Annotated in this window: 13 protein-coding genes; 5 read left to right on the forward strand and 8 right to left on the reverse strand. The window is 61.7% G+C overall.

All coding sequences use genetic code 11. The features are described 5' to 3' along the window. Nucleotides 1-373 precede the first annotated feature (373 nt). Nucleotides 374-844, forward strand: coding sequence for a hypothetical protein (locus tag JL2886_RS16030; protein WP_065272916.1), 471 nt, complete (start codon nt 374-376; stop codon nt 842-844). Between the two features lie 74 nt (nt 845-918). Here JL2886_RS16030 and JL2886_RS16035 read toward each other — a convergent pair whose 3' ends face one another. Beyond that, complete coding sequence (locus tag JL2886_RS16035) at nt 919-2046, reverse strand: beta-ketoacyl-ACP synthase III (protein WP_065272917.1); 1128 nt, start codon at nt 2044-2046, stop codon at nt 919-921. Between the two features lie 226 nt (nt 2047-2272). Here JL2886_RS16035 and JL2886_RS16040 point away from each other — a divergent pair, with 226 nt between their 5' ends. From JL2886_RS16040 to JL2886_RS16055, 4 genes are all read left to right on the forward strand, one after another. Next, entirely contained in the window at nt 2273-2752 is a 480-nt protein-coding gene (locus tag JL2886_RS16040; protein WP_065272918.1) for a MarR family winged helix-turn-helix transcriptional regulator, read from the forward strand. Next, complete coding sequence (locus tag JL2886_RS16045; protein WP_065272919.1) at nt 2749-3807, forward strand: efflux RND transporter periplasmic adaptor subunit; 1059 nt, start codon at nt 2749-2751, stop codon at nt 3805-3807. Before JL2886_RS16040 ends, JL2886_RS16045 begins: the two co-directional genes overlap by 4 nt. Nucleotides 3808-3817: 10 nt before the next feature. Then, entirely contained in the window at nt 3818-6859 is a 3042-nt protein-coding gene (locus JL2886_RS16050) for an efflux RND transporter permease subunit (RefSeq protein WP_065272920.1), read from the forward strand. A gap of 372 nt (nt 6860-7231) precedes the next feature. Continuing rightward, complete coding sequence (locus tag JL2886_RS16055) at nt 7232-8110, forward strand: delta-class carbonic anhydrase (protein WP_065272921.1); 879 nt, start codon at nt 7232-7234, stop codon at nt 8108-8110. A gap of 66 nt (nt 8111-8176) precedes the next feature. Here the strand turns inward: JL2886_RS16055 and JL2886_RS16060 are convergent, their stop codons facing one another. The 7 genes from JL2886_RS16060 to carB form a co-directional block, all read right to left on the reverse strand. Continuing rightward, a complete protein-coding gene (locus JL2886_RS16060) occupies nt 8177-9301 on the reverse strand; it encodes an ABC transporter permease (RefSeq protein ID WP_065272922.1) in 1125 nt (374 codons plus the stop codon). A gap of 1 nt (nt 9302) precedes the next feature. After that, on the reverse strand, nt 9303-12044 hold the full coding sequence (rbbA, locus tag JL2886_RS16065) for a ribosome-associated ATPase/putative transporter RbbA (protein WP_065272923.1): 2742 nt from the start codon (nt 12042-12044) through the stop codon (nt 9303-9305). A 10-nt stretch (nt 12045-12054) separates the two neighbouring features. Continuing rightward, on the reverse strand, nt 12055-13053 hold the full coding sequence (locus JL2886_RS16070) for an HlyD family secretion protein (RefSeq protein WP_065272924.1): 999 nt from the start codon (nt 13051-13053) through the stop codon (nt 12055-12057). Beyond that, a complete protein-coding gene (locus JL2886_RS16075) occupies nt 13043-14263 on the reverse strand; it encodes an acetate/propionate family kinase (protein ID WP_065272925.1) in 1221 nt (406 codons plus the stop codon). Before JL2886_RS16075 ends, JL2886_RS16070 begins: the two co-directional genes overlap by 11 nt. Next, entirely contained in the window at nt 14260-15627 is a 1368-nt protein-coding gene (locus tag JL2886_RS16080; protein WP_065272926.1) for a bifunctional enoyl-CoA hydratase/phosphate acetyltransferase, read from the reverse strand. The genes JL2886_RS16075 and JL2886_RS16080 overlap by 4 nt, the downstream gene beginning before the upstream one ends. A gap of 91 nt (nt 15628-15718) precedes the next feature. After that, nucleotides 15719-17464 carry a PHA/PHB synthase family protein gene (locus tag JL2886_RS16085; RefSeq protein ID WP_065273764.1) on the reverse strand — a complete coding sequence of 582 codons (1746 nt, stop codon included), beginning with the start codon at nt 17462-17464 and terminating at the stop codon, nt 15719-15721. A gap of 356 nt (nt 17465-17820) precedes the next feature. Next, the gene (gene carB / locus JL2886_RS16090; RefSeq protein ID WP_065272927.1) at nt 17821-21183 is read right to left on the reverse strand and encodes a carbamoyl-phosphate synthase large subunit; all 3363 of its coding nucleotides are present in this window, start codon (nt 21181-21183) and stop codon (nt 17821-17823) included. Nucleotides 21184-21291 lie beyond the last annotated feature (108 nt).

Raw genomic sequence — 21291 nt, forward strand, 5'->3', positions numbered from 1 at the left:
CAGAGGGCGGTGCGGATCACAGGATTCGAACCCTGGTGTCCAAAATACGCCCCCCCACAGCAGCCCGACCAGTCCGGGTCGAAATAGACCCTAGGGATGGATACAGGCACGCGCCACTGGGGAGGACGCCTAAAGAAGGATATGTCGTACACCCGAAACAGATGCTTGACCTCTCCCACTCATATTGAAGCGCAACCTCACTCACAAAGTTTGCTTCAACCCCAAACAAAGATGCACAATAGCATCTGGGCCACTCGTTAAATCCCTGAAAACCCAAGGGATGGCGCTAGTATTGCAATTCGTTTAAAAGGACTTCATGGGAAATTAACAAGTTCATTCCCCGCCCCGGGGCGGCTTATGAGGCAAGATTTACATGGCAGAGATCGGCAGGTACCTGAAAAAGCATACCGAAGCGCTGGTTAAGGACGTTGGCATAGAGGCCGCCTGTCAGATTACAGGCAAGTCCAAGGCGACATTGGGTCGTTACTATTCAGACAATGCCGAACATACGGAACGGTTCATGCCGGTGGATTCCGTGGCCAAACTTGAGGGGGCTGCTTCTTTTCCGCATGTGACCTCGGCGCTCGCGGATCTGAAGAATATCACGCTGTCCTATAATCACTCCGACGATTCGGGCGTGGAAAGTGTCGGGCGCACAGGCGGGGTGAATGCCGACGTGATCGCGCTGAGCCAGCGGTTTGCAACCCTGATGAGCGAATATCAGGAAGCCATCGCTGATGGCATCATCACCGTCAATGAGGCCAAGCGCTTGCTGCGGGAAACGGTCCTTTTGCAGCAGGTCCTGCTGGATATGAAATTGCATCTCGAAGAAGAGAGCAACTGACGCTCTCGGACGTTTCATTGCGGGGCAGTAGTCCCGCTGGTAGGCTCCGACGGACTGCGGGGCCTTTTCCGTTTTCAGCCCATATGGCGGCGCAGGATCGCCGAGCCGACCGAATAGCCGGCGCCGAAGGAACAGATCAGGCCAATTTCCTGGTCGGCCATGTCATCGGAATTCTGCGCAAAGGCGATGATCGAGCCTGCCGATGATGTATTGGCATAGTCTTGCAGGATATTGGGCTGTTCGCCGGGCTCGGGGGTGCGGCCCAGAACCTTTTTGCCGATGAAATCATTCATCGCCTTGTTCGCCTGATGCAGCCACAGGCGCTTCAGGTCATCATTGGCGATGCCACTGTCAGCTAGGTGGGTGCTGATGTGCTCGCTGACCATGGGTAGCACTTCCTTGAACACTTTGCGGCCATTCTGCATGAACTGCATGTCGCGGCGGTCCGCAACCCCGTCGGGGCGCGAGCGGCGCAAGAAGCCGTTGTTGTTTCGGATATTGTTGGAAAATTCGGTGGCACAGCGGGTCGACAGGATTTCGAAATGCGGCCCCTTGGCGTCTTCGATCCGTTCGACCAGGGTTGCGGTCGCCACATCGCCAAAGATGAAGTGGCAGTCACGGTCGCGCCACTCCAGATGGCCCGAGCAGATTTCGGGGTTGACCACCAGCGCTGAGCGGATGCTGCCAGAGCGGATCATATCCGCAGCCACCTGCAGGCCAAACGTGGCCGAGGAACAGGCGACGTTCATGTCGAATGCAAATCCGTCGATGCCGAGGAGTTTCTGGATCTCGATCGCCACCGCGGGGTAGGGGCGCTCCATATTGGAGGCCGCACAGATCACGGCGTCTACGTCGCCCGCGGTCTTGCCAGCCTGTGCCAGAGCCTTGGTCGCCGCATCGACGGCCATTTCCGCCATGATGCCCGGTTCGTCATCGCTGCGCTGGCGCAGCAGCGGGTGCATGACCTCGGGGTCGAGAATTCCCGTCTTGTCCATCACATAGCGCTGCTCGATGCCAGAGGCCTTGACGATGAACTCTTCCGAGGAGTGCTGCATCGGGGCCATTTCGCCCGCTGCGATGGCCTCGGCGTTCTTTTCGTTCATGCGGTCGGCGTAGGCGTTGAACGCCACGACCAGCTCGGCATTGGTGATGATCTGAGACGGGGTGAAGACCCCGGTGCCGGTTATGGCGGCTGTGTGCATGGTAACGGATCCCGAGTTCGCAAAGTGCCGTATATCTGGGCATTTTGCGTGCGGAAGGTCAAGGTCAGCCGCAAGCTGCCGCAGGGGCAAGCAGGAACAGTGGGGCAGTGTTCGGGGAATGTGAACTTCTTCACATGAAAAGTTCATTCGCTGAAGTAATCTGCCGCGAATCCCGCACCACGGCGATCCGCTGGTGCACACCCTATTTGCAACCGGGCCTGGCCTCATGACCGATGACACCTTGCAGCTATCGCCGGAGATCCGGTCTCTTATGGGCGTTTACGCGCTCTACTGGATGCTGGACGATGCGGTTGAGCGTATGGATCAGGCGCCGCGGATCGGGCGGTTGGAAAGCCGGATCCTGATCCGGCTGGACCGGCCCCGGCGCATGGGGGCGCTGGCACAACTGTTGCTGACCGGCCCCCCGTCCGTCACCGCGGCAGCGGATCGGCTTGAGGAGATGGGTCTTGTGCAGCGGCTGCCCGATCCGGACGACCGGCGGGCACTGTTGCTGCATCTGACCGACCGGGGCCGCACCGTGCGGAGCCAGCTGGACGAGGAGGCCCGCCGACTGTTCCGCCAGGTCTCTGGCCTCTCAACGGACGAGATCGCGCAGTTCGCGGCGCTATGTGAAAAAATACATGATACGAGTACAGGAAACGGCGCCCCGCTGGGATGCCCGGATCCGAAAGGAGACAGAGAATGAAAATCTTCCACCGAGTGTCACGGCTGATGCTGCCCGCGCTCGCCCTCTCGGCCCTGGTGCAGGCAGGGCCGCTGGCGGCGCAAGAGACGGCCAAACCGGTCAAGCTGCTGAAAACGCAGGCGGGCAGCGTGTTGGTTGAGCGCCAGTTCTTTGGTCAGGTGGCGGCGAAACAATCCGTCGACCTTGCCTTTCAGGTGGGCGGTCAGGTGCTGGAGTTTCCGGTGGCGCAGGGCACCGTGGTGCCCGAAGGGCAGCTTGTTGCGCAACTGGACCTGGAACCTTTTGAGCTGAAACTGGAACAGGCCCGGCTGCAAAAGGCGCAGGCGGACCGCACGGTGGCACGGATGGAGAAACTGACCGGGACGGTCAGCCAGGTGTCCATCGATGATGCGGAAACCCAGGCTGGTCTGGCCGGGGTCGCCCTGCGGGATGCAGAATACGCCTTGCAGCATGCGACGCTGACGGCGCCCTTCGATGCGCTGGTCTCCAGCCGCGAGGTCGAGAAATTCACCACGGTCAGCGCCGGGACGCCCATCGTCCGGCTGCACGATATGTCTGAACTGCACATCAAGGTGGATGTGCCTGAAATCCTGTTTCAGCAGGCAAATGCAGATGAAAAGGTGGATATCACGGCCTCCTTCCCGGGCTGGGACGCCACCTATCCGGTTGAAATTCTTGAATTCGATGCCGAGGCGAGCAGCGTTGGGCAGACCTACCGGGTGACCTTCCGTCTGGCGCCTCCTAAGGATCGGCAGATCCTGCCCGGGGCCTCGGTTTCAGTGCGGGTGCTGGTCAATACCGGTGCTGCGGCGATCCGCCTGCCGGCAACGGCCATCGTGGTGTCCCCCGAAGGGCAGACTGGTGTGATGGTCTTTAGCCCCACCGGGGCCGACAATGGCACGGTCGCCTGGCGGCCTGTCACTGTGACGCCGACGCAGTATGGCGATTTCACCGTCACCGAAGGTCTGACTGGCGGTGAAGAGGTGGTTCTGGCGGGCGGCACCGCCCTGTCGGACGGGCAGGCGGTACGCCGCTTTGCCGGTTTCGCGAACTGAGGGCGGGCAGATGGATATTGCACGCGGCTCAATCGAAAAACCGCTTTATACATGGCTGATCATGTTGATCGCCCTGTTCGGGGGCATCTGGGGTTTCCTGTCGCTGGGACGGCTTGAGGATCCGGCCTTTACCATCAAACAGGCTGTCATCGTGACCCAGTATCAGGGCGCCACGGCAGAGCAGGTGGCGCTGGAGGTCTCTGAACCGCTGGAGTCTGCGATCCAGAAAATGGCCGAGGTCGATATCATCACCTCGATCAACCAGCCGGGCCAATCCCTGATCGAAGTTGAAATCAAATCGACCTATGACGGCAGCGAGCTTCCCGCCGTCTGGACCAAACTGCGCGCGAAGATCCGCGATGCGGCCCTGTCCCTGCCCGAAGGCACAAGTCAGCCCTTCGTGAACGATGCCTTCGGGGATGTGTTCGGCCTGTTCTATGCCGTCACCGCAGACGGATTCAGCGATGCGGAAAAGCATGAACTGGCAACTTTCCTGCGGCGGGAGCTGCTGACGGTTGATGGGGTTGCCGATGTGGATGTCTCCGGCCTGCCGGACGAAGCGATCTATGTCGAACCCGACCTGCCGATTTCGGTCAACTTGAATGTACCACTGACGGCGATCGCCAATGCCATCGCCACCTCCAACTCGGTTCGCCCGGCGGGCAAACTGGATGCGGGCGATGCCGACACCCGGCTTCTGGCGCCGCAAGGATCGGACAGTGTTTCGGAAATCGCCGGTCTTTCTGTTGGGGTACAGGGCGAGGTGATCAACGTGATCGACATGGCCAAGGTCCACCGCGGCCGGGTTGCTGATCCCGATCTGATCGTGCGCTACAATGGGGCCGAGGCCTTTACTCTTGGGGTGGCCGGTATCGCGTCGGAAAACATCGTGGATGTGGGCAAGAACGTCGATGCCAAGCTGGCGCAGCTGGACAGTGACATCCCCTATGGCGTGTCGCTGCAGCCGATCTATCAGCAGCACGTGGTGGTCGAGCAGGCCTCGAATGACTTCCTGGTGAACCTGGCGATGTCCGTCGCCATCGTGGTTGTGGTTCTGGCGCTGTTCATGGGCATGCGCGCGGCCATTGTCGTTGGCGTGACCTTGCTGCTGACCGTGGTCGGGACGCTCTTGTTCATGAACCTTTTCAGCATCGAGATGGAGCGGATTTCCCTGGGCGCGCTGATCATTGCCATGGGGATGCTGGTGGACAATGCCATCGTGGTGGCCGAGGGCATGCAGATCTCGATGCTGCGAGGCAAGAACTCTCGCGAGGCCGCGCATGAGGCCGCCAGCAAGACGCAGATCCCGCTTTTGGGCGCGACTGTCATCGGGATCATGGCCTTTGCCGGTATCGGCCTCAGCCCGGATTCCACCGGTGAATTCCTCTTCTCGCTGTTTGCGGTGATCGGCATTTCGCTGCTGCTGAGCTGGCTTCTGGCGCTGACGGTGACGCCGTTGCTGGGGCATTATTTCTTCAAACGCGGCACTGGTGGCGGTGGCGACGAATACGGCGGGCTGATTTTCCGCGCCTATGGCGCCAGCCTGCGTCTGGCACTGAAACTGCGCTGGCTGGTGGTGGTAGGGCTGATCGCCCTGACGACCGTGTGTTACATAGGCTTTGGACAGGTCAAACAGGCGTTCTTTCCCGACTCCAACACGCCGCTGTTCTTCGTGCATCTGAAACTGCCGCAGGGCACCTCGATCCACACCACTTCGGCGCAGCTGCAACGGGTCGAAGACTGGCTGGCCGAGCGTCCCGACGTGGAATCGACCGCAGCCTTTGTGGGGCAGGGGGCAACCCGTTTCATGCTGACCTATTCGGCGGAAAAGGCGAACCCCAGCTATGGCCACCTGATCATCCGCGCGAGCAGCCTGCAGGAAATCCCGGCGCTTCAGGCCGATCTTGAGGCCTTTGGGCGCAGCAATTTCCCCGAGGCGGAATTCCGCACCAAACGTCTGGTCTTTGGCCCAGGCGGCGGTGATCCCGTTCAGGTTCGTTTCTCGGGTCCCGATCCGGCGGTTCTGCGCCAGTTGGGGGAGGAAGCCATGGTGCGGCTGAAAGACGGCTCTGACAGTATCCTGAGCGTGCGGCACAATTGGCGCGAACAGGAACTGGTGCTGGAGCCGATCTATGCCACAGACCGGGCACAGACGGCGGGGATTACCCGCGAGGATATCGCGGGCACCTTGCAGTTCTCCACCGACGGGGTGACGGCGGGCATGTTCCGTGAACGCGACCGGCAGATCCCGATCATCCTGCGCAGATCGCCGGAGGATCAGTTCAACATCATGGATCAGCTGGTCTTCTCCACCTCGTCGAACCGTTTCATGCCTCTGGAACAGATGATCGACGGGGTCGAGATCAAGGTGCAGAACACCCTGATGCATCGCCGCGACCGGGTGTTTACCCTGACCGTGGGGGCGGATATCGCGCCGGATGTCACTGCTGCAACAGTGTTCAAGGAGGTGCAGAACAGCATCGAGGAGATCGCCCTGCCGCCGGGCTACCGGATGGAATGGGGCGGGGAGCACGAAAGCTCGGCCGACGCCAACAAGAGCCTTGGCGCGCAGCTTCCGGTGTCCCTGCTGATCATGGTGCTGATCTCGGTCCTGCTGTTCAATGCGATCCGTCAGCCGGTGATCATCTGGTTGCTGGTGCCGATGTCGGTCAACGGCGTGGTCATCGGGCTTCTGGGCACCGGTCTGCCCTTTACCTTTACCGCGCTTCTTGGGCTCCTCAGCCTGTCGGGCATGCTGATCAAGAACGGCATCGTCCTGGTCGAGGAAATCGATCTGGTGCGCGCCGAAGGGCGGCCGCTGCGCGAGGCGATTGTCGAGGCGTCGGTGTCGCGTTTGCGTCCGGTGATGCTGGCCGCGATCACCACGATCCTTGGCATGGCGCCCCTGCTGAGCGATGCGTTCTTCGTGTCGATGGCGATCACGATCATGGGCGGTCTGGCCTTTGCCACCGTGTTGACGCTGGTGGCGGCGCCGGTGTTCTACCTGATCTTCTTTGCACGCGATGAAAAACGGGAAGCCTCCGCAGCCTGACCTGACGGTCTGGTACCAAACTCGAAAGGCCCCGGATATTTCCGGGGCCTTTTTGCATCTGCGCGGATCGCACCGGTTGCGCAGCGTCAGATCAGCGGCACGAAGGGCACATCGCAGGCACTGAGTGTCATCAGGGTCAGAAGAGTGATCATCACGCGCATTTTGGCGCTCCTTTGGTTTTGCTGCTCGATCACGGCAGCTGACCCCAAAGCGCCGCACAGGTCAAACCTTTCTCCGTGCCGTAGAGAGTTGACGGTGCTGCGGCATGATGTCTTAAAAATGCTCCGCTAACCCCTTGTTCAATACTTTTGTTAAGAGTGATATTCTGAACAGAAGCGCGCGAAGGTCCAGCAATCGGCGAGGGAGTTCTTCATGACACGAGCATATTTGCGTGCGGTTACCATTTCATCCTTTTTCCTGTTGGCAGGCGGCGTTCATGCGACATCGACCGGGCACGGTGAAGAGATGCACGTGGTCCCCGATGCGGTGATCGCAGAGCAACGTCAGGCCCTGTCGGAAAACACGCTGTTTGCCGGGTTCGGCCCGCAGGCGCCGCGCGATATCGACAGCATGGGCGGCAGCAACAAGGTCAGTTTTGAAGCCGCACCACCCTATAACGAAATGAACCTCTGCAACATCCATTTCCACGAAAGCGCCGAACACCGGGGCGGGGAATTCACCACCTATGCTGGCAACGGCGATGGTCACGGCTATGGCAGCGGCTACAAATATTCCGGTCAGCTGAGCGTGACGGAACTTGCGCCTTACCATGAAGAGGTCGGAGCCACCGAACACGGCAGTCTGGTGCCCGGCGACACGATTGAGGTGCATTTCGTGCACACCACCGCGCGGGTCGATCCCGGCCCGACGCTTGGCTCCTGCCTCAGCGAGGCCATCAAGAACCCGCAGCTGCGGGTGGAGGCGCAGGTCTTTGTGCTGGTCAACGATGAGACCGCGCTCGACTTCACCAAAGTCACGCGCTTGCAAAAGAAGAACGGCCTGACCCAGGCGGTAAACATGCCAACCGATACCGGGCGGCCGGTCGTCTATGCGGGTTCAACCACCGGACCTGGCTACAACGAGAAGGGATCGCCCTTTCAGGTTACCTGGGCGGTGCGCCCCAAGGTGGCCAAGGTCAGCATCCAGTCGGTCGCCAGATGGCTGGACTACAACACCTTTGACGAAGACCACGCCCATGGCGTGCGCAATCTGGTGATCAATCCCGACCTCCTGTCGGTGATCGGACGCTGACACGCGCTGCCCCGCTACTGGGGCGCAAGGTTTAGGAGCAGGGGGGCTGGGCAGACGCCCTCCGGTTCAGACGCTGGTTCCCAGTGCCCGGCGAAAGGCCATTAGGCTGCCGGACAGGAACACCGCGCCCAGGCAAGCCATCGTCACCAGTTCGGGCCAGACAATCGACAGATCCGCCCCGCGGAACACCACAGCCTCGGCAAAGGCCATGTAGTGGCGCGAGGGCAGCAGCCAGGTAAAGGGCTGAACGATATCAGGCTGGCTTTCGATCGGGGTCATGCCGCCGGACAGCATCATCATTGGCATGATCGTCATCATGATCAGCAGGGCGAATTGCGCCATGGTCCGGGCGATGGTGCCAAGGAAAATCCCGATGGCTGCCGCTGCAAACAGGTAAACCGCTGTGCCCGCAAAAAGCAGTGCATGCGTGCCGACCATTGGCACCTGCAGCAGGCCCTCGAACACCACCAGCATCGATAGGGCAAAGACGCTGATGATGATCAGCCCATTGGCCCAGATCTTGGCCAGGGCGATCTGAAAAGCGGTGAGGGGCATCACAAGCAGATGTTCGATGGTACCGTGTTCGCGCTCGCGGATCAGGGCGGCGCCGGTCAGCATGATCGCGACCATGGTCAGGTAGTTCAGGATGCCATTCAAGGCGTTGAACCAGACCTGGCTGCCATTGGGGTTATAGGCCCGCCGCAGCACCAGATCGACCGGCGCACCGGCGGACGGATCGCGGCCCGCCAGATAGCGGCTGACCTCGGTCTGGATGATCGCCTGAATGTATCCATCGCCCAGCCCGGCCTGCATCACTGCGGTTGCATCGATATGCAGCTGGATTTCGGGTTGGCTGCCTTTGCGCAGCTGTGCCTCGAAGTCGGGGGGGATGACCAGCGCGAACAGGAACCGCGCCTGATCCAGCCCAGGGCCGATCTCATCCGCATCTATGGGGATCGGGGTTTGGAAATAGGGCGGGTAAAAGGCATTGGCGATTTGGCGCGACAGCTGCGAATTGTCCTCGTCCGCAATGGCGATAGAGGCGTTATTGACGTTCTCCGGCAGGCTGGTGGCATCCATGTAGACCATGAAGGTGAACACGAAGAGGATCAGCCCCGCCATCACCGGATCCATCAGCACCGTGCGTAACTCCTTGGTGCCCAGCCAGAAGATATGGTGAAGCGCCTTCATGTTATTTCTCCTGTTTGCGCAGCAACAGCACTGCAATGGCCAGGAAGACCGGAAAAAACAGGCTCAGTTTCACAATGTCATGGCTCAGCGCCGCCCAGCCCAGCCCCTTTGTATAGGCGCCGACACTCAGATGCATGAAATAGGAGGCAGGCCAGGCCGAGCCGATCATCTGCGCCTCGGGCGACAGGGTCGAAATCGGCTGGATCATGCCGGAATACTGCATGGTCGGCATCAGCGAGAGCAGCGCCGCCGCAAAAACCGCGGCGACCTGCGTTTTGACCAGCGAGGACACGACAAGGCCATAGGCGGTGACCGCAAAGCCATAGCACAAGGCCCCGAGTGTCATCGCGGACAAGGAGCCTTTCAGCGGCACATCCAGTACAAAGATGACCATCAGCGTCAGCACCAGGTAGTTGCACATGGCAATAGCGACATAGGGCAATTGCTTGCCCACCAGGAATTCGATGCGATTGGTGGGGGTGACATAGAAATTGGTGATGGTTCCGATTTCCTTTTCCCGCGCCACGCTGACGGCCATCAGGATGACGGGAAACAGCATTAGCAGCATGGCCGGTATCGACGGCCCCATCGAGCGGATGCTGGCAAAGGTCGGATTGTAGCGGTAGCGGTTTTCGATGGTGAAACTGGACTGTTCCTGCGGATCGACACCGGCCTCCAGCATCAGATCGCGCAGATAAATGGCGTGCCCACCGGTGATATAGCCCTCGACGGTTCCGGCCCGCATCGTATTGGCCCCATCCAGCCAGGCCGAAACTTCGGGCGTGTTGCCCCGTGCCAGATCACGGCCGAAATTCGGTGGGATCTCGACGGCGACGCTGACTTCGCCTGCCGCCATCTGGCGGATCAGATCCTCCCGGTTCAACAGATCCGGCTGTTCCAGAAAATACCGTGACCCGGTGAAACTGCTTAAGTAGCTACGGCTGGCCGGAGACTGGTCCTGATCCAGCGCGGCAAAGGTCAGATCCTCCACATCCATCGAGACACCGTAGGACAGCACCACCAAAAGGATCACCGAGCCGAGAAAGGCAAAGGCCAGACGGATCGGGTCGCGGATGACCTCGACCGTTTCGCGCAGGCTGTAGGCCAGCAATCTGGACAGACTGAACCGGCCAAGCCTGGCCGGGGGATCATGGGCGTCTGGCACAGCACCGTCCTGCAGGGCCACGCTGTCGGCGCTCTCGCCTTCTCCGGTTGCGTCTTCTATATAGGCCACAAAGGCGTCCTCAAGCGAGGTTGCGCCCTTGGCCTCAACCAGATTGTCCGGCGTGTCATGGACCAGCACTTCGCCCGCATGCATGAGCGAGATGCGATCACAGCGCAGCGCCTCATTCATAAAATGGGTCGAGATGAAGATCGTCACCTTGTCGCGGCGGGACAACTCGATGAGGAACTCCCAGAACCTGTCCCGCGCCTCGGGATCGACGCCCGAGGTCGGCTCGTCCAGGATCAGGATTTCCGGCTCGTGCAGCACCGCTACCGCCAGCGACAGACGTTGCCGGATACCAAGCGGCAGCCCGCCAGAGCGTGTATCCATCACATGCGATAGCTCGAACCGGTCGGCCAGCGCCGCGATGCGCGCCGTGGCCTGCTGGCTGGGGATCTGGAACAGCCGCGCGTGCAGGGCGAGGTTCTGCGCCACCGTAAGTTCGCCATAGAGCGAGAAAGCCTGGCTCATGAAACCGACGCGTTTACGGGTCGCAAGATCCTTGGCGTTCACCGGCTTACCAAAAAGATAGGCCTCACCTTCGGACATCGGCAACAGGCCGGTCAGCATCTTCATGGTGGTGGTCTTGCCGCAGCCGTTGGAGCCGAGGAAGCCGAAGATTTCGCCAGGGCGGATTTCGAAACTAACGTTGCTCACGGCGGTGAAATCGCCGAACCTCCGGGTCAGGCCGCGGGCCACGATGGCGGGGCGCTCGCCATCGGTTTGCAGCGGCGGAATGACCAGCTCCGGCAACTCGCGGCCCTCCCCACCGGGCCGCAGGCGCACAAAGGCGGCCTCTAGGCTGTCGGTGCCGGTTCTGGCGCGCAGTTCTTCTGCCGTGCCGGTGGCCAGAACCAGGCCTGCATCCATCGCCACCAGCCAGTCGAATTCTTCGGCCTCCTCCATATAGGCGGTCGAAACCAGAAGGCTCATACCGGGATGTTCCTGCCGGATCTTGGCAATCAGGTCCCAGAACTGGCGCCGCGACAGGGGGTCGACCCCGGTGGTGGGCTCATCCAGGATCAGCAGGTCCGGATCATGCAGCAGCGCGCAGCACAGGCCCAGTTTCTGTTTCATCCCCCCCGAGAGTTTTCCGGCGGGGCGATCCAGAAAGGGAAAAAGCCCGGTTGCCCGGGTCAGCCGCGCGATCCGGCGGTTGCGTTCAGCGCGGCTTTGTCCAAACAGCTTGCCAAAGAAATCGAGGTTCTCCTGAACGCTCAGGTCCTGATACAGGTTCTTGCCCAGCCCCTGCGGCATATAGGCAAGGCGCGGACCGATCCGCTGCCGGTGGCCCGCCTTACGCATGTCGCCGCCCAGCACCTGCAGCGTGCCGGTCTGCATGACTCGCGCACCGGCGATCAGGTCCAGCAGCGTCGATTTTCCAACCCCGTCCGGCCCGATCAGGCCAACCACCTTGCCAGCCGGGATGTCGAGCGTCACATCCGCAAGCGCGACCACGTCCTTGTAGCGCTGCATCAGATTTGCAGCGCGGACGACGGGCTGGCTTTGATCCTCCATGGCCGGGCCCTTACTCTTTCGCGGTCAGTTCGGGGGGGATGTTGTTCAGAAACTCCGGCCAATCCGGCAGGGGCTCGCTGGCCAGACGCACATAGGCCACGCCGCGGATCCCGGTCTTCACAAGGTCGATGTTCGCTTCGACCAGCGGTTGTGGCACCCGGACCCGCACCCGGAACATCAGATCTTGCCGTTCGCTGGCGGTTTCGACCTGTTTGGGCGTGAATTGCGACACTGGTGAGACAAAACTGACCTTGGCCGGGATCACCACATCGGCGATATCAAGCCGGATGCGGGCCTCGCTGCCGATGGACAGAAGATGCGCCTCGGTGGCGGGCAGGAAAAACTCCAGATAGACCTCGGTGAGATCGACCATGGTCAGGACGCGTCCGCCTGCGCCGATGACCTCTCCGGGCTCGGTCAGCCGGTAGAGTACCCGTCCAAGGGTCGGTGCCGTCAGGCGGGCATCGTCGAGATAGGTCTGCACTTCCTCAATGGCGAAACGCGCCGCATCCACCGCGCGCTGCTGCGACAGAAGCGATGCCTTGGCCACGGTGAGGTTGGCCTCGGCAACCTTGTGATCGCTGAGACGTACGTCGAGGGTTTCGGCAGTTGCGACCCCGCGGGATACCAGCTCGCGGGTGCGTTCCAGCTCCTGATCGGCCAGCAGCAACCGCGCCTCGGCTTGCGCAATGGCGGCCTCGGCGGCTGCGACCTGGCTTTCCACCGATGCGTATTCCGCCTGTGCCCGCGACAGTTGCGCCTCCAACTCGCGGGTTTCAATGGTGGCGACCAGTTGGCCGGTCTCGACCAGATCACCCTCTTTCACCTCGACCGTGGCGACCCGCCCGGCGATCCGGCTGGAAATATCGACCTGAACCGCCTCGATGCGACCGTTGCCCGAGGTAATGCCATCGGGCAGCTCACCATTGCCGTTGGCGGTGTAGTAATAAAGCCCGGCGCCGGCCGCCAGGACCGCGATACCGGCTATGATCCATCTGCTAGAAAACATCTTTCATCCCCGGCTGTGCTGAATGTCCAGAGGCGTCGGCGCCAGCCTGTGCGTCCCACAGAAATGTGCGGACGTGGTCCGCGATAACGCGCTCTTCATTGGTGGCGATGACATAGGCGCCGACCGTGCTGTCCCCACCGTGAATGCGGGTGTCGTTGCGGGCGTTGGCCTCTGTATCAAGGGTGGCCCCCAGCCAGCCGCAGCCCTCAACGATCCGGGCACGGATCTCGGCTGCGTTTTCGCCCATGCCACCGGTAAAGACCAAGGCATCGATACCCTGCGCCGCGGCCGCCAGCGCGCCGATCTGCTTGCAGGCGCGATAGACAAAAAGATCCACCGCCTCCTTTGCGGCGGGGCTATCGCTCTCCAGCAAATCGCGCATGTCATCGCTGAGACCCGAGACACCGAGCAGCCCCGATTGCCCACCAAGCAGAGCCTCGACCTCCTCTAGGCTCATGCCCTTTTCGCGCATCAGGTAGAGCGGCACGCCGGGGTCCAGCTCGCCGCAGCGTTTGCCCATCACCAGCCCGTCCAGCGCTGTGAACCCCATGGTGGTGGCGATGCTTTTGCGGTTTTTCATCGCGCAGATGCTGGCGCCATGGCCCAGATGCAGCACCAGAACCCGGCCATCGGCGCGATCCCCAAGGTGGGTGGGCAGCTGCGAAGCGATGAATTCGTAGGAAAGCCCGTGAAACCCATAGCGCAGCACCCCAGCATCTGTGAGCGCGCGGGGCAGGGCAAAGATCTGCCCGATCCGCGGCGTGGTGCGGTGAAAGGCGGTGTCGAAACAGGCGATCTGCGGGATGCCGCGCCAGGCCCGTTGCAAGGCGTCGATCCCGGCGAGGTTATGCGGCTGATGCGCCGGAACCAATGGTGCCAGCCGCTCCAACTCACCCCGCACGTCGGCGGTGACCCTTGTGGCATCCGCAAAACGCTGACCGCCATGGACCACCCGGTGCCCGGCGGCGATGACCTTCAGTCCCGTGCTTTGCTCTTGCAGGTGGTCGACCAGCCAATCCAGCACCTCTTCGTGATCGGCTTCGGCAGGCAGGGGGAGCGGCTCTGAGATGTCCTCGACATGATGGACCGGGCCAAGGCCAATGCGGTCGATATGGCCCTTGGTTAAGGCGGCGCCGTCGCCCGCGGCAGCGTAGAGCGCGTATTTGACCGAGGAGGAGCCGACGTTGAGGGTGAGGATGGCTTCTCTCATGGTGCGATCCTGGCCTGTTGATGGCGCACAAACAGCTGCGCCAGAGCTGCCGAGGCGACCCGAGCCAGTGCGCCATCCGCCCGGCTGGTCAGCATGATAGGCACCCGCGCGCCCAGAACCAGACCCGCGGCTTCGGCGCCGGCGAGGTACTGCAATTGCTTGGAAATCATATTGCCGGCCTCCAGATCAGGGGCGAGCAGGATATCCGCGTCCCCGGCGACATCCGAGGTAATCCCCTTGGCCTGCGCCGCCGCGCGGGAAATCGCGTTGTCAAAGGCCAGCGGCCCGTCAAGGATCCCGCCGGTGATCTGGCCGCGCTCTGCCATCTTGCACAGGCCCGCTGCCTCGACCGTCGAGGGAATCTTGGGGGTGATGGTTTCAACCGCCGACAGGATGGCAACCTTCGGCGCGGCAACGCCAAGCGCCTGCGCCAGATCGATGGCGTTCTGTAGGATATCCGCCTTGGTCAGCAGGTCGGGAAAGATATTGATGGCCGCATCGGTAATCATCAGCGGCTTGGGGTAGCTTGGCACATCCAGAACAAAAACATGGCTCATCCTGCGTTCGGTGCGCAGGCCGGTGGCCTTGTTGACCACTGCCGACATGACCTCATCGGTGTGAAGGGCGCCTTTCATCAGGGCCTCGGCCTTGCTCGTGCGCACCAGTGAGACCGCCATGTCAGCTGCGGCGTGGCTGTGCGGGGCATCCACGATCTCGATCCCCGCCAGATCCAGACCAGCCTCGGAGGCGGCCGCCTTTATGCGCGGGGCCGGACCGATCAAAACCGGCGTGATCAGCGCCTTGTCCCGTGCCTCTAACGCGCCCTCCAGCGAGGCGACATCGCAGGGGTGCACCACAGCGGTCACGATCGGATCAAGGGGCTGCGTGGCGGCAATCAGCGCATCAAACCCTGCGCCGGGCTTGCTCAGCTGGCCCGAGGGGCGACCGGAGCGTGGCACGCGCAGGGGCTTGTCCGGTGCGATCACCTCTGCCGTGCCTTCGACAAGGGCGGCATCGGCGCTATCGGTGCAGAGGCAATCAAGCATCACGTGCCGGGTTTCGGGATCGGTTTCGCGCACCGTGATGCGCGTGGTGATCATCTCGCCAAGGCGGGCCGGGGCAAGGAAGCGCAGCGATTGAGTCAGGCAGACCGTGCCGGGACCGGGCAGTTCGGTGGACAGCAATTCGGAAATCAGCGCACTGCCCCAGGCGCCCGCCGCAATCCCATCGTCCGGCGCAGCCGCGTTACTGCCTTCAGGCATGTCGACATAGGGGCCGATATCGTCATCACGCAGAGCGCGGGTCAGCTCGGCGCTGTCGCCGGGGGTGATCTGATCAAAGGTCTTGCTCTCTAAATACTGCATCAGTGCCTCGTGATATCAATTATCCGCTACAATCGGGCAAAGCGCGCCGTGCCGCAATATCCCCCCGCTAACCCGGTCGGGGGCGGTGGCGTCACTCCATGAGTACGTAGGTGCCTGGCGCCGGGCAAAGCGCCTCTCCCATCGCGGGGGGCGCAGTGGGGTCTCCCGACCGGGTTTCAAGCCAGGCCACCCATTCCGGCCACCATGAACCTTCCTTGCGCTCGGCAACCTCGCGCCACTCGTCGGGGGGCAGATAGCGGTCCCGGTCGCAACTGGTGTGAACGTGATAGTGGCGCCGGGGGTGACCGGGTTCGGAAACCACACCGGCATTATGCCCGCCTTTGGTCAGTACGAATGTGACCGGGGAACTGGTCAGCGCGTCGATCTTGAAGGCCGATTTCCACGGCGCCACATGATCGGTTTCGGTGCCGACGGCAAAGATCGGCAACCGCAGATCATCAAGCGACACCGGATGGCCGCCGACCTCGTATTTTCCGGTGGCCAGTTCGTTGTTCAGAAACAGCTTGCGCAGATATTCCGAATGCATCCGGTAAGGCATCCGTGTCGCATCGGCGTTCCAGGCCATCATGTCATTGAGCTTGGGCCGCTCCCCCATCAAGTAATCCTTCTGAAGCCGCGACCAGACCAGATCGTTCGAGCGCAGCAGTTGAAAGGCGCCGGACATCTGGCCCGCATCCAGGTATCCCTGCTGCCACATCATGTCCTCCAAAAAGGCGACCTGGCTTTCGTTGATGAACAGCATCAGCTCACCTGCTTCGGTGAAATCCACCTGGGTGGCAAAGAGCGTCATGCTGGCCAGCCGGTCGTCGTCATCGCGCGCCATGGCCGCAGCGGTGAGGCTGAGCAGGGTGCCGCCCAGACAATAGCCCGCCGCGTGGATCTTCTTGGCGCCGGTGATGTCCTGAATCGCATCCAGCGCCGCCATCGGTCCCTTCTTGCGGTAATCGTCCAGTCCGAGATCAGCATCTTCGGATCCTGGATTGCGCCAGGAGATCATGAACACCGTGTAGCCCTGTTCGGTCAGGTATTTCACCATCGAGTTCTCGGGCGACAGATCGAGGATGTAGTATTTCATGATCCAGGCCGGAACGATCAGCAAGGGTTCGGGCTTCACCTTGTCGGTGGTGGGGTCGTATTGGATCAGCTCGATCAGATGGTTGCGGTAAACCACCTTGCCCGGGGTCACCGCCACGTTTTCCCCCACATGGAAATCCGTTTCCGGGCGGAGGGGTTTGCCGAGCAGCAGTTCCTGCATGTCGTCGCGCAGATTTTCCATGCCGCGCAACAGGTTCATGCCGTTTTCGTCGTTGGTCTTTTGCAGCACTTCGGGGTTGGTCAGCGGAAAATTGGCAGGCGAGACTGCGTCGAGCATCTGGCGCACGATGAAGGACACGGCGCGTTCATCCTCGCAGCTGACGCCGCGAACGCGGGTGGTCGCCTCTTGCCACCACTCCTGCTGCAAAAGGAACGCCTGCTGAAATGCGTTGAAGGGTTGCTTCTGCCAGGCGTCATGGCTGAAGCGCCGGTCGCGGCGTGCAGGTGGGATGCAGGGTTTGACCGCGTCAGAACCAAGAGAGGTTTCAAACAAGTAGCGACCATAGTCCGCTGCCCCTGATACGGCCTTGTTCCACAGGTTCATCTGCTTGCCCGGGGACACGGCAAGATGGATCGACCAATCGCCGACAACCCGCATGATCGCCGCCGGAGAAAGACCCCCGGTCAGCTTTGCCAGTTTGGAGCGCGCTTCCTTGTCGAGCAAGTCACCAATCTCGGCGGCGGGATCGTGCTCCGATTGCTGCGAAACCTCTGCAGGCATGGCCTCGGGCAGGGGAGCGGGGCGGTTCGGAACGCCTGTTTCCTGGCCCTCGGCCGCCTTGTTTTCTGTGTTCATCGCAGACACCTCAGCCGCTGGCACCAAAGATCGCGCCGGATCGCTCCGGTCATTGCTGGCACAGGGTACGCTGCGATGCAGCAAAGGCTATGATCTGAATCAACACGGCCGTCCTGATTGCGTGGGATTTTCGGGCCGTGCTTAGCGGGGTGGCAGGATCGCCCGGCAAATCAGCCCTGCACAAACAGGCGGGAGAGCACTTGTGGCACCGATGTCCGGGATGGAACGAAAAAGCCCCGGGAAAACCCGGGGCTTTGACAATTCTCTATCTGATCGCGGGATTATCCCTGCAGGCTTTTGACCTGAACGTCCCCTTCGGCCTGCGCCTTGATCGCCAGCGCGGCGGCATGGGCACCGGCGGCGGTGGTGAAGTAGGGAATCTTGTCATACAGCGCGACCGAGCGCATTTCCTTGCTGTCCTCGACCGCCTGAGCGCCTTCGGTCGTGTTCATCAACAGCTGCACGTGGCCGTCTTTCAGCAGGTCCACCACGTGCGGGCGTCCCTCGTAGACCTTGTTCACCGCCTCGCAGGCCACACCGTGCCCGTCCAGCCATGCCTTGGTGCCGCCGGTGGCGACCAGGGTGAAGCCTTGTTCGATCAGGGTGCGCGCGGCCTCCAGCATTGTGGCGCCCTTGTCGGCATCCTTGATCGAGATGAAGGCACGGCCTTCCGAAGGCAGCACCATCCCGGCACCCATCTGCGCCTTGAGGAAGGCGCCGGCAAAGGAGCGGTCCCAGCCCATGACTTCGCCGGTGGAGCGCATTTCCGGCCCAAGCAGCGTGTCGACACCCGGGAAACGGGCAAAGGGCAGAACGGCCTCTTTGACCGAGAACCAGGGCATGTCGGGATCGGCCAGAGTCATCGGATCGGCCATCGGCACATCGACATCATAGCCTGCATCGGGTTCATAAGGCGCCCGCTGCGGGAAGGCCGAGAGCTTCTCGCCCGCCATGACGCGCGCCGCGATCGAGGCGATGGCGCTGTCGGTGGCCTTGGCGACGAAGGGTACCGTGCGGCTGGCACGCGGGTTCACTTCGATCAGGAAGATCTCACCGTCCTTGATGGCAAACTGGATGTTCATCAGGCCGACCACGTTCAGAGCCTTCGCCAGGGCGTAGGTCTGGGTCTTGATCTCTTCGATGATGTCCTTGGACAGGGAGTAGGGCGGTAGGGAGCAGGCACTGTCACCTGAGTGAACGCCAGCCTCTTCGATGTGCTGCATGATGCCGGCCACATGCACGTCGGTGCCGTCGCAGATCGCATCCACGTCAAGTTCCACCGCACCGGCCAGATAGCTGTCGAGCAGCACCGGGCTGTCGCCGGATACCACCACCGCCTCGGCGATGTAGCGTTTCAGCTGATCCATGTCGCGCACGATTTCCATGGCGCGGCCGCCCAGAACGTAAGACGGGCGGATCACCAGCGGGAAGCCGATTTCCTCTGCGATCTCAAGCGCCTGTGCGTCGGTGGAGGCAATGCCGTTATGCGGCTGTTTCAGGCCCAGCTTGTTGACCAGATCCTGGAACCGTTCGCGGTCTTCGGCCAGGTCGATGGCGTCGGGCGTGGTGCCGAGGATCGGAATGCCTTCGTCCTGCAGTGCATTGGCCAGTTTCAGCGGGGTCTGGCCACCGAACTGCACAATGACACCATGCAGGGTGCCGTTCTCTTGCTCGGCGCGCAGGATTTCCATCACGTGCTCGAAGGTGAGCGGTTCGAAATACAGCCGGTCCGAGGTGTCATAGTCGGTGGACACGGTTTCCGGGTTGCAGTTGATCATGATGGTTTCATAACCAACATCGGTCAGCGCAAAACAGGCGTGACAGCAGCAGTAGTCGAACTCGATCCCCTGACCGATCCGGTTCGGACCGCCGCCAAGGATGACCACCTTCTTGCGATCCGACGGGCGGGATTCGCATTCGATCTCGCCCATCATCGGCGCTTCGTAGGTGGAGTACATATAGGGGGTCTGCGCCTCGAATTCGGCGGCGCAGGTGTCGATCCGCTTGAAGACGGCGGTGACGCCCAGATTATGACGGGCGCGGCGCACATTGTCCTCGTCCCGGCCGGTCAGCGCGCCAAGGCGGGCATCGGTAAAGCCGAGCATCTTCAGCGCCCGCAACTGGTCCTCGCGCATCGGCAGGCCGTTTTTGCGCACCTCGCGCTCGGCGTCGACGATCTCGCGGATGCGGGACAGGAACCAGGGGTCGAACTTGGTGACGTTCTGGATCTCGTCATCGCTCAGCCCATGGCGCATCGCCTGGGCGATGGTGCGCAGCCGGTCTGGGGTCTGCTGGCTGATTGCCTTGATCACGGCAGCCTTGTCGTCGCCGCTGGCTTCGTCCCACTGGCCGACGGTCATGCCGGGGATGGCGACCTCGTCAAAACCGGTGAGGCCCGATTCCATCGACGCCAGCGCCTTTTGCATGCTTTCGTGGATGGTACGGCCGATGGCCATGGTTTCACCCACGGATTTCATCGCAGTGGTGAGGTAGGGCTCGGAGCCGGGGAACTTCTCGAAGGCGAATTTCGGGATCTTGGTGACGACATAGTCGATGGAGGGCTCAAAGGAGGCCGGCGTCACCTTGGTGATGTCGTTGTCCAACTCGTCCAGCGTGTAGCCCACCGCCAGTTTCGCGGCGATCTTTGCAATCGGGAAGCCGGTCGCCTTGGAAGCCAGCGCTGAGGAGCGCGACACCCGCGGGTTCATTTCGATCACCACCATGCGGCCATCATCGGGGTTCACGGCCCATTGCACGTTGGAGCCGCCGGTTTCGACGCCGATCTCGCGCAGCACCTCGATCGAGGCGGTGCGCATCATCTGGTATTCCTTGTCGGTCAGGGTCAGCGCCGGGGCCACTGTGATCGAATCACCGGTGTGCACGCCCATGGGGTCGATGTTCTCAATCGAGCAGACGATGATCGCGTTGTCCGCCTTGTCGCGAACGACCTCCATCTCGTACTCTTTCCAGCCTAGAAGGCTTTCATCGACGAGGATCTGATTGACCGGCGAAGCATCCATGCCCGAGCGGCAGTAGTGGATGTAATCTTCACGGTTATAGGCGACGCCGCCGCCGGTGCCGCCCAGGGTAAAGGCGGGGCGGATGATGGCGGGCAGGCCGACCTCATCGAGCGCCTCAAGCGCCAGCTGTACGCCTGCTTCCAGATCGGCCGAGCCGTTGTCGCGGGTGGGGGCGGTGATGATCGTGGCGCGCGGGTTTTCCAGACCAAGGCGATCCATCGCTTCGCGGAACAGCTTGCGGTCTTCTGCCATTTCAATGGCTTCGCGCTTGGCGCCGATCATTTCGACGCCGTATTTCTCAAGCACGCCCATCTCTTCGAGCGCCAGAGAGGTGTTGAGACCCGTCTGCCCGCCCATGGTCGGAAGCAGCGCATCGGGGCGTTCTTTTTCGATGATCTTGGCCACCACTTCGGGCGTGATCGGCTCGATATAGGTCGCATCGGCGAGGCCCGGATCGGTCATGATGGTGGCCGGGTTGGAGTTCACCAGGATGACCCGGTAGCCCTCTTCACGCAGCGCCTTGCAGGCCTGTGCGCCGGAATAATCGAATTCGCAGGCCTGGCCGATGATGATCGGTCCCGCACCAATGATCATGATCGACTGGATGTCGGTTCTTTTTGGCATGGCCTAGCTTCCTTTGATTGTGGGTGCGGAATATGGGTCGAGTCACCGGGCGCCCCCATGCGCCCAAATTGTCCTGCGTTATAGGGACCGCGCCGAAAGGTTCAAGGG

The organism is Phaeobacter gallaeciensis (assembly GCF_001678945.1).
Classification (GTDB): domain Bacteria; phylum Pseudomonadota; class Alphaproteobacteria; order Rhodobacterales; family Rhodobacteraceae; genus Phycobacter; species Phycobacter gallaeciensis_A.

Bases quoted from the DNA above. Each gene is read 5' to 3' on its own strand.
- JL2886_RS16030 (WP_065272916.1), top strand. From the start codon at position 374: ATGGCAGAGATCGGCAGGTACCTGAAAAAGCATACCGAAGCGCTGGTT.
- JL2886_RS16035 (WP_065272917.1), bottom strand. From the start codon at position 2,046: ATGCACACAGCCGCCATAACCGGCACCGGGGTCTTCACCCCGTCTCAG.
- JL2886_RS16040 (WP_065272918.1), top strand. From the start codon at position 2,273: ATGACCGATGACACCTTGCAGCTATCGCCGGAGATCCGGTCTCTTATG.
- JL2886_RS16045 (WP_065272919.1), top strand. From the start codon at position 2,749: ATGAAAATCTTCCACCGAGTGTCACGGCTGATGCTGCCCGCGCTCGCC.
- JL2886_RS16050 (WP_065272920.1), top strand. From the start codon at position 3,818: ATGGATATTGCACGCGGCTCAATCGAAAAACCGCTTTATACATGGCTG.
- JL2886_RS16055 (WP_065272921.1), top strand. From the start codon at position 7,232: ATGACACGAGCATATTTGCGTGCGGTTACCATTTCATCCTTTTTCCTG.
- JL2886_RS16060 (WP_065272922.1), bottom strand. From the start codon at position 9,301: ATGAAGGCGCTTCACCATATCTTCTGGCTGGGCACCAAGGAGTTACGC.
- rbbA (WP_065272923.1), bottom strand. From the start codon at position 12,044: ATGGAGGATCAAAGCCAGCCCGTCGTCCGCGCTGCAAATCTGATGCAG.
- JL2886_RS16070 (WP_065272924.1), bottom strand. From the start codon at position 13,053: ATGTTTTCTAGCAGATGGATCATAGCCGGTATCGCGGTCCTGGCGGCC.
- JL2886_RS16075 (WP_065272925.1), bottom strand. From the start codon at position 14,263: ATGAGAGAAGCCATCCTCACCCTCAACGTCGGCTCCTCCTCGGTCAAA.
- JL2886_RS16080 (WP_065272926.1), bottom strand. From the start codon at position 15,627: ATGCAGTATTTAGAGAGCAAGACCTTTGATCAGATCACCCCCGGCGAC.
- JL2886_RS16085 (WP_065273764.1), bottom strand. From the start codon at position 17,464: ATGCCTGCAGAGGTTTCGCAGCAATCGGAGCACGATCCCGCCGCCGAG.
- carB (WP_065272927.1), bottom strand. From the start codon at position 21,183: ATGCCAAAAAGAACCGACATCCAGTCGATCATGATCATTGGTGCGGGA.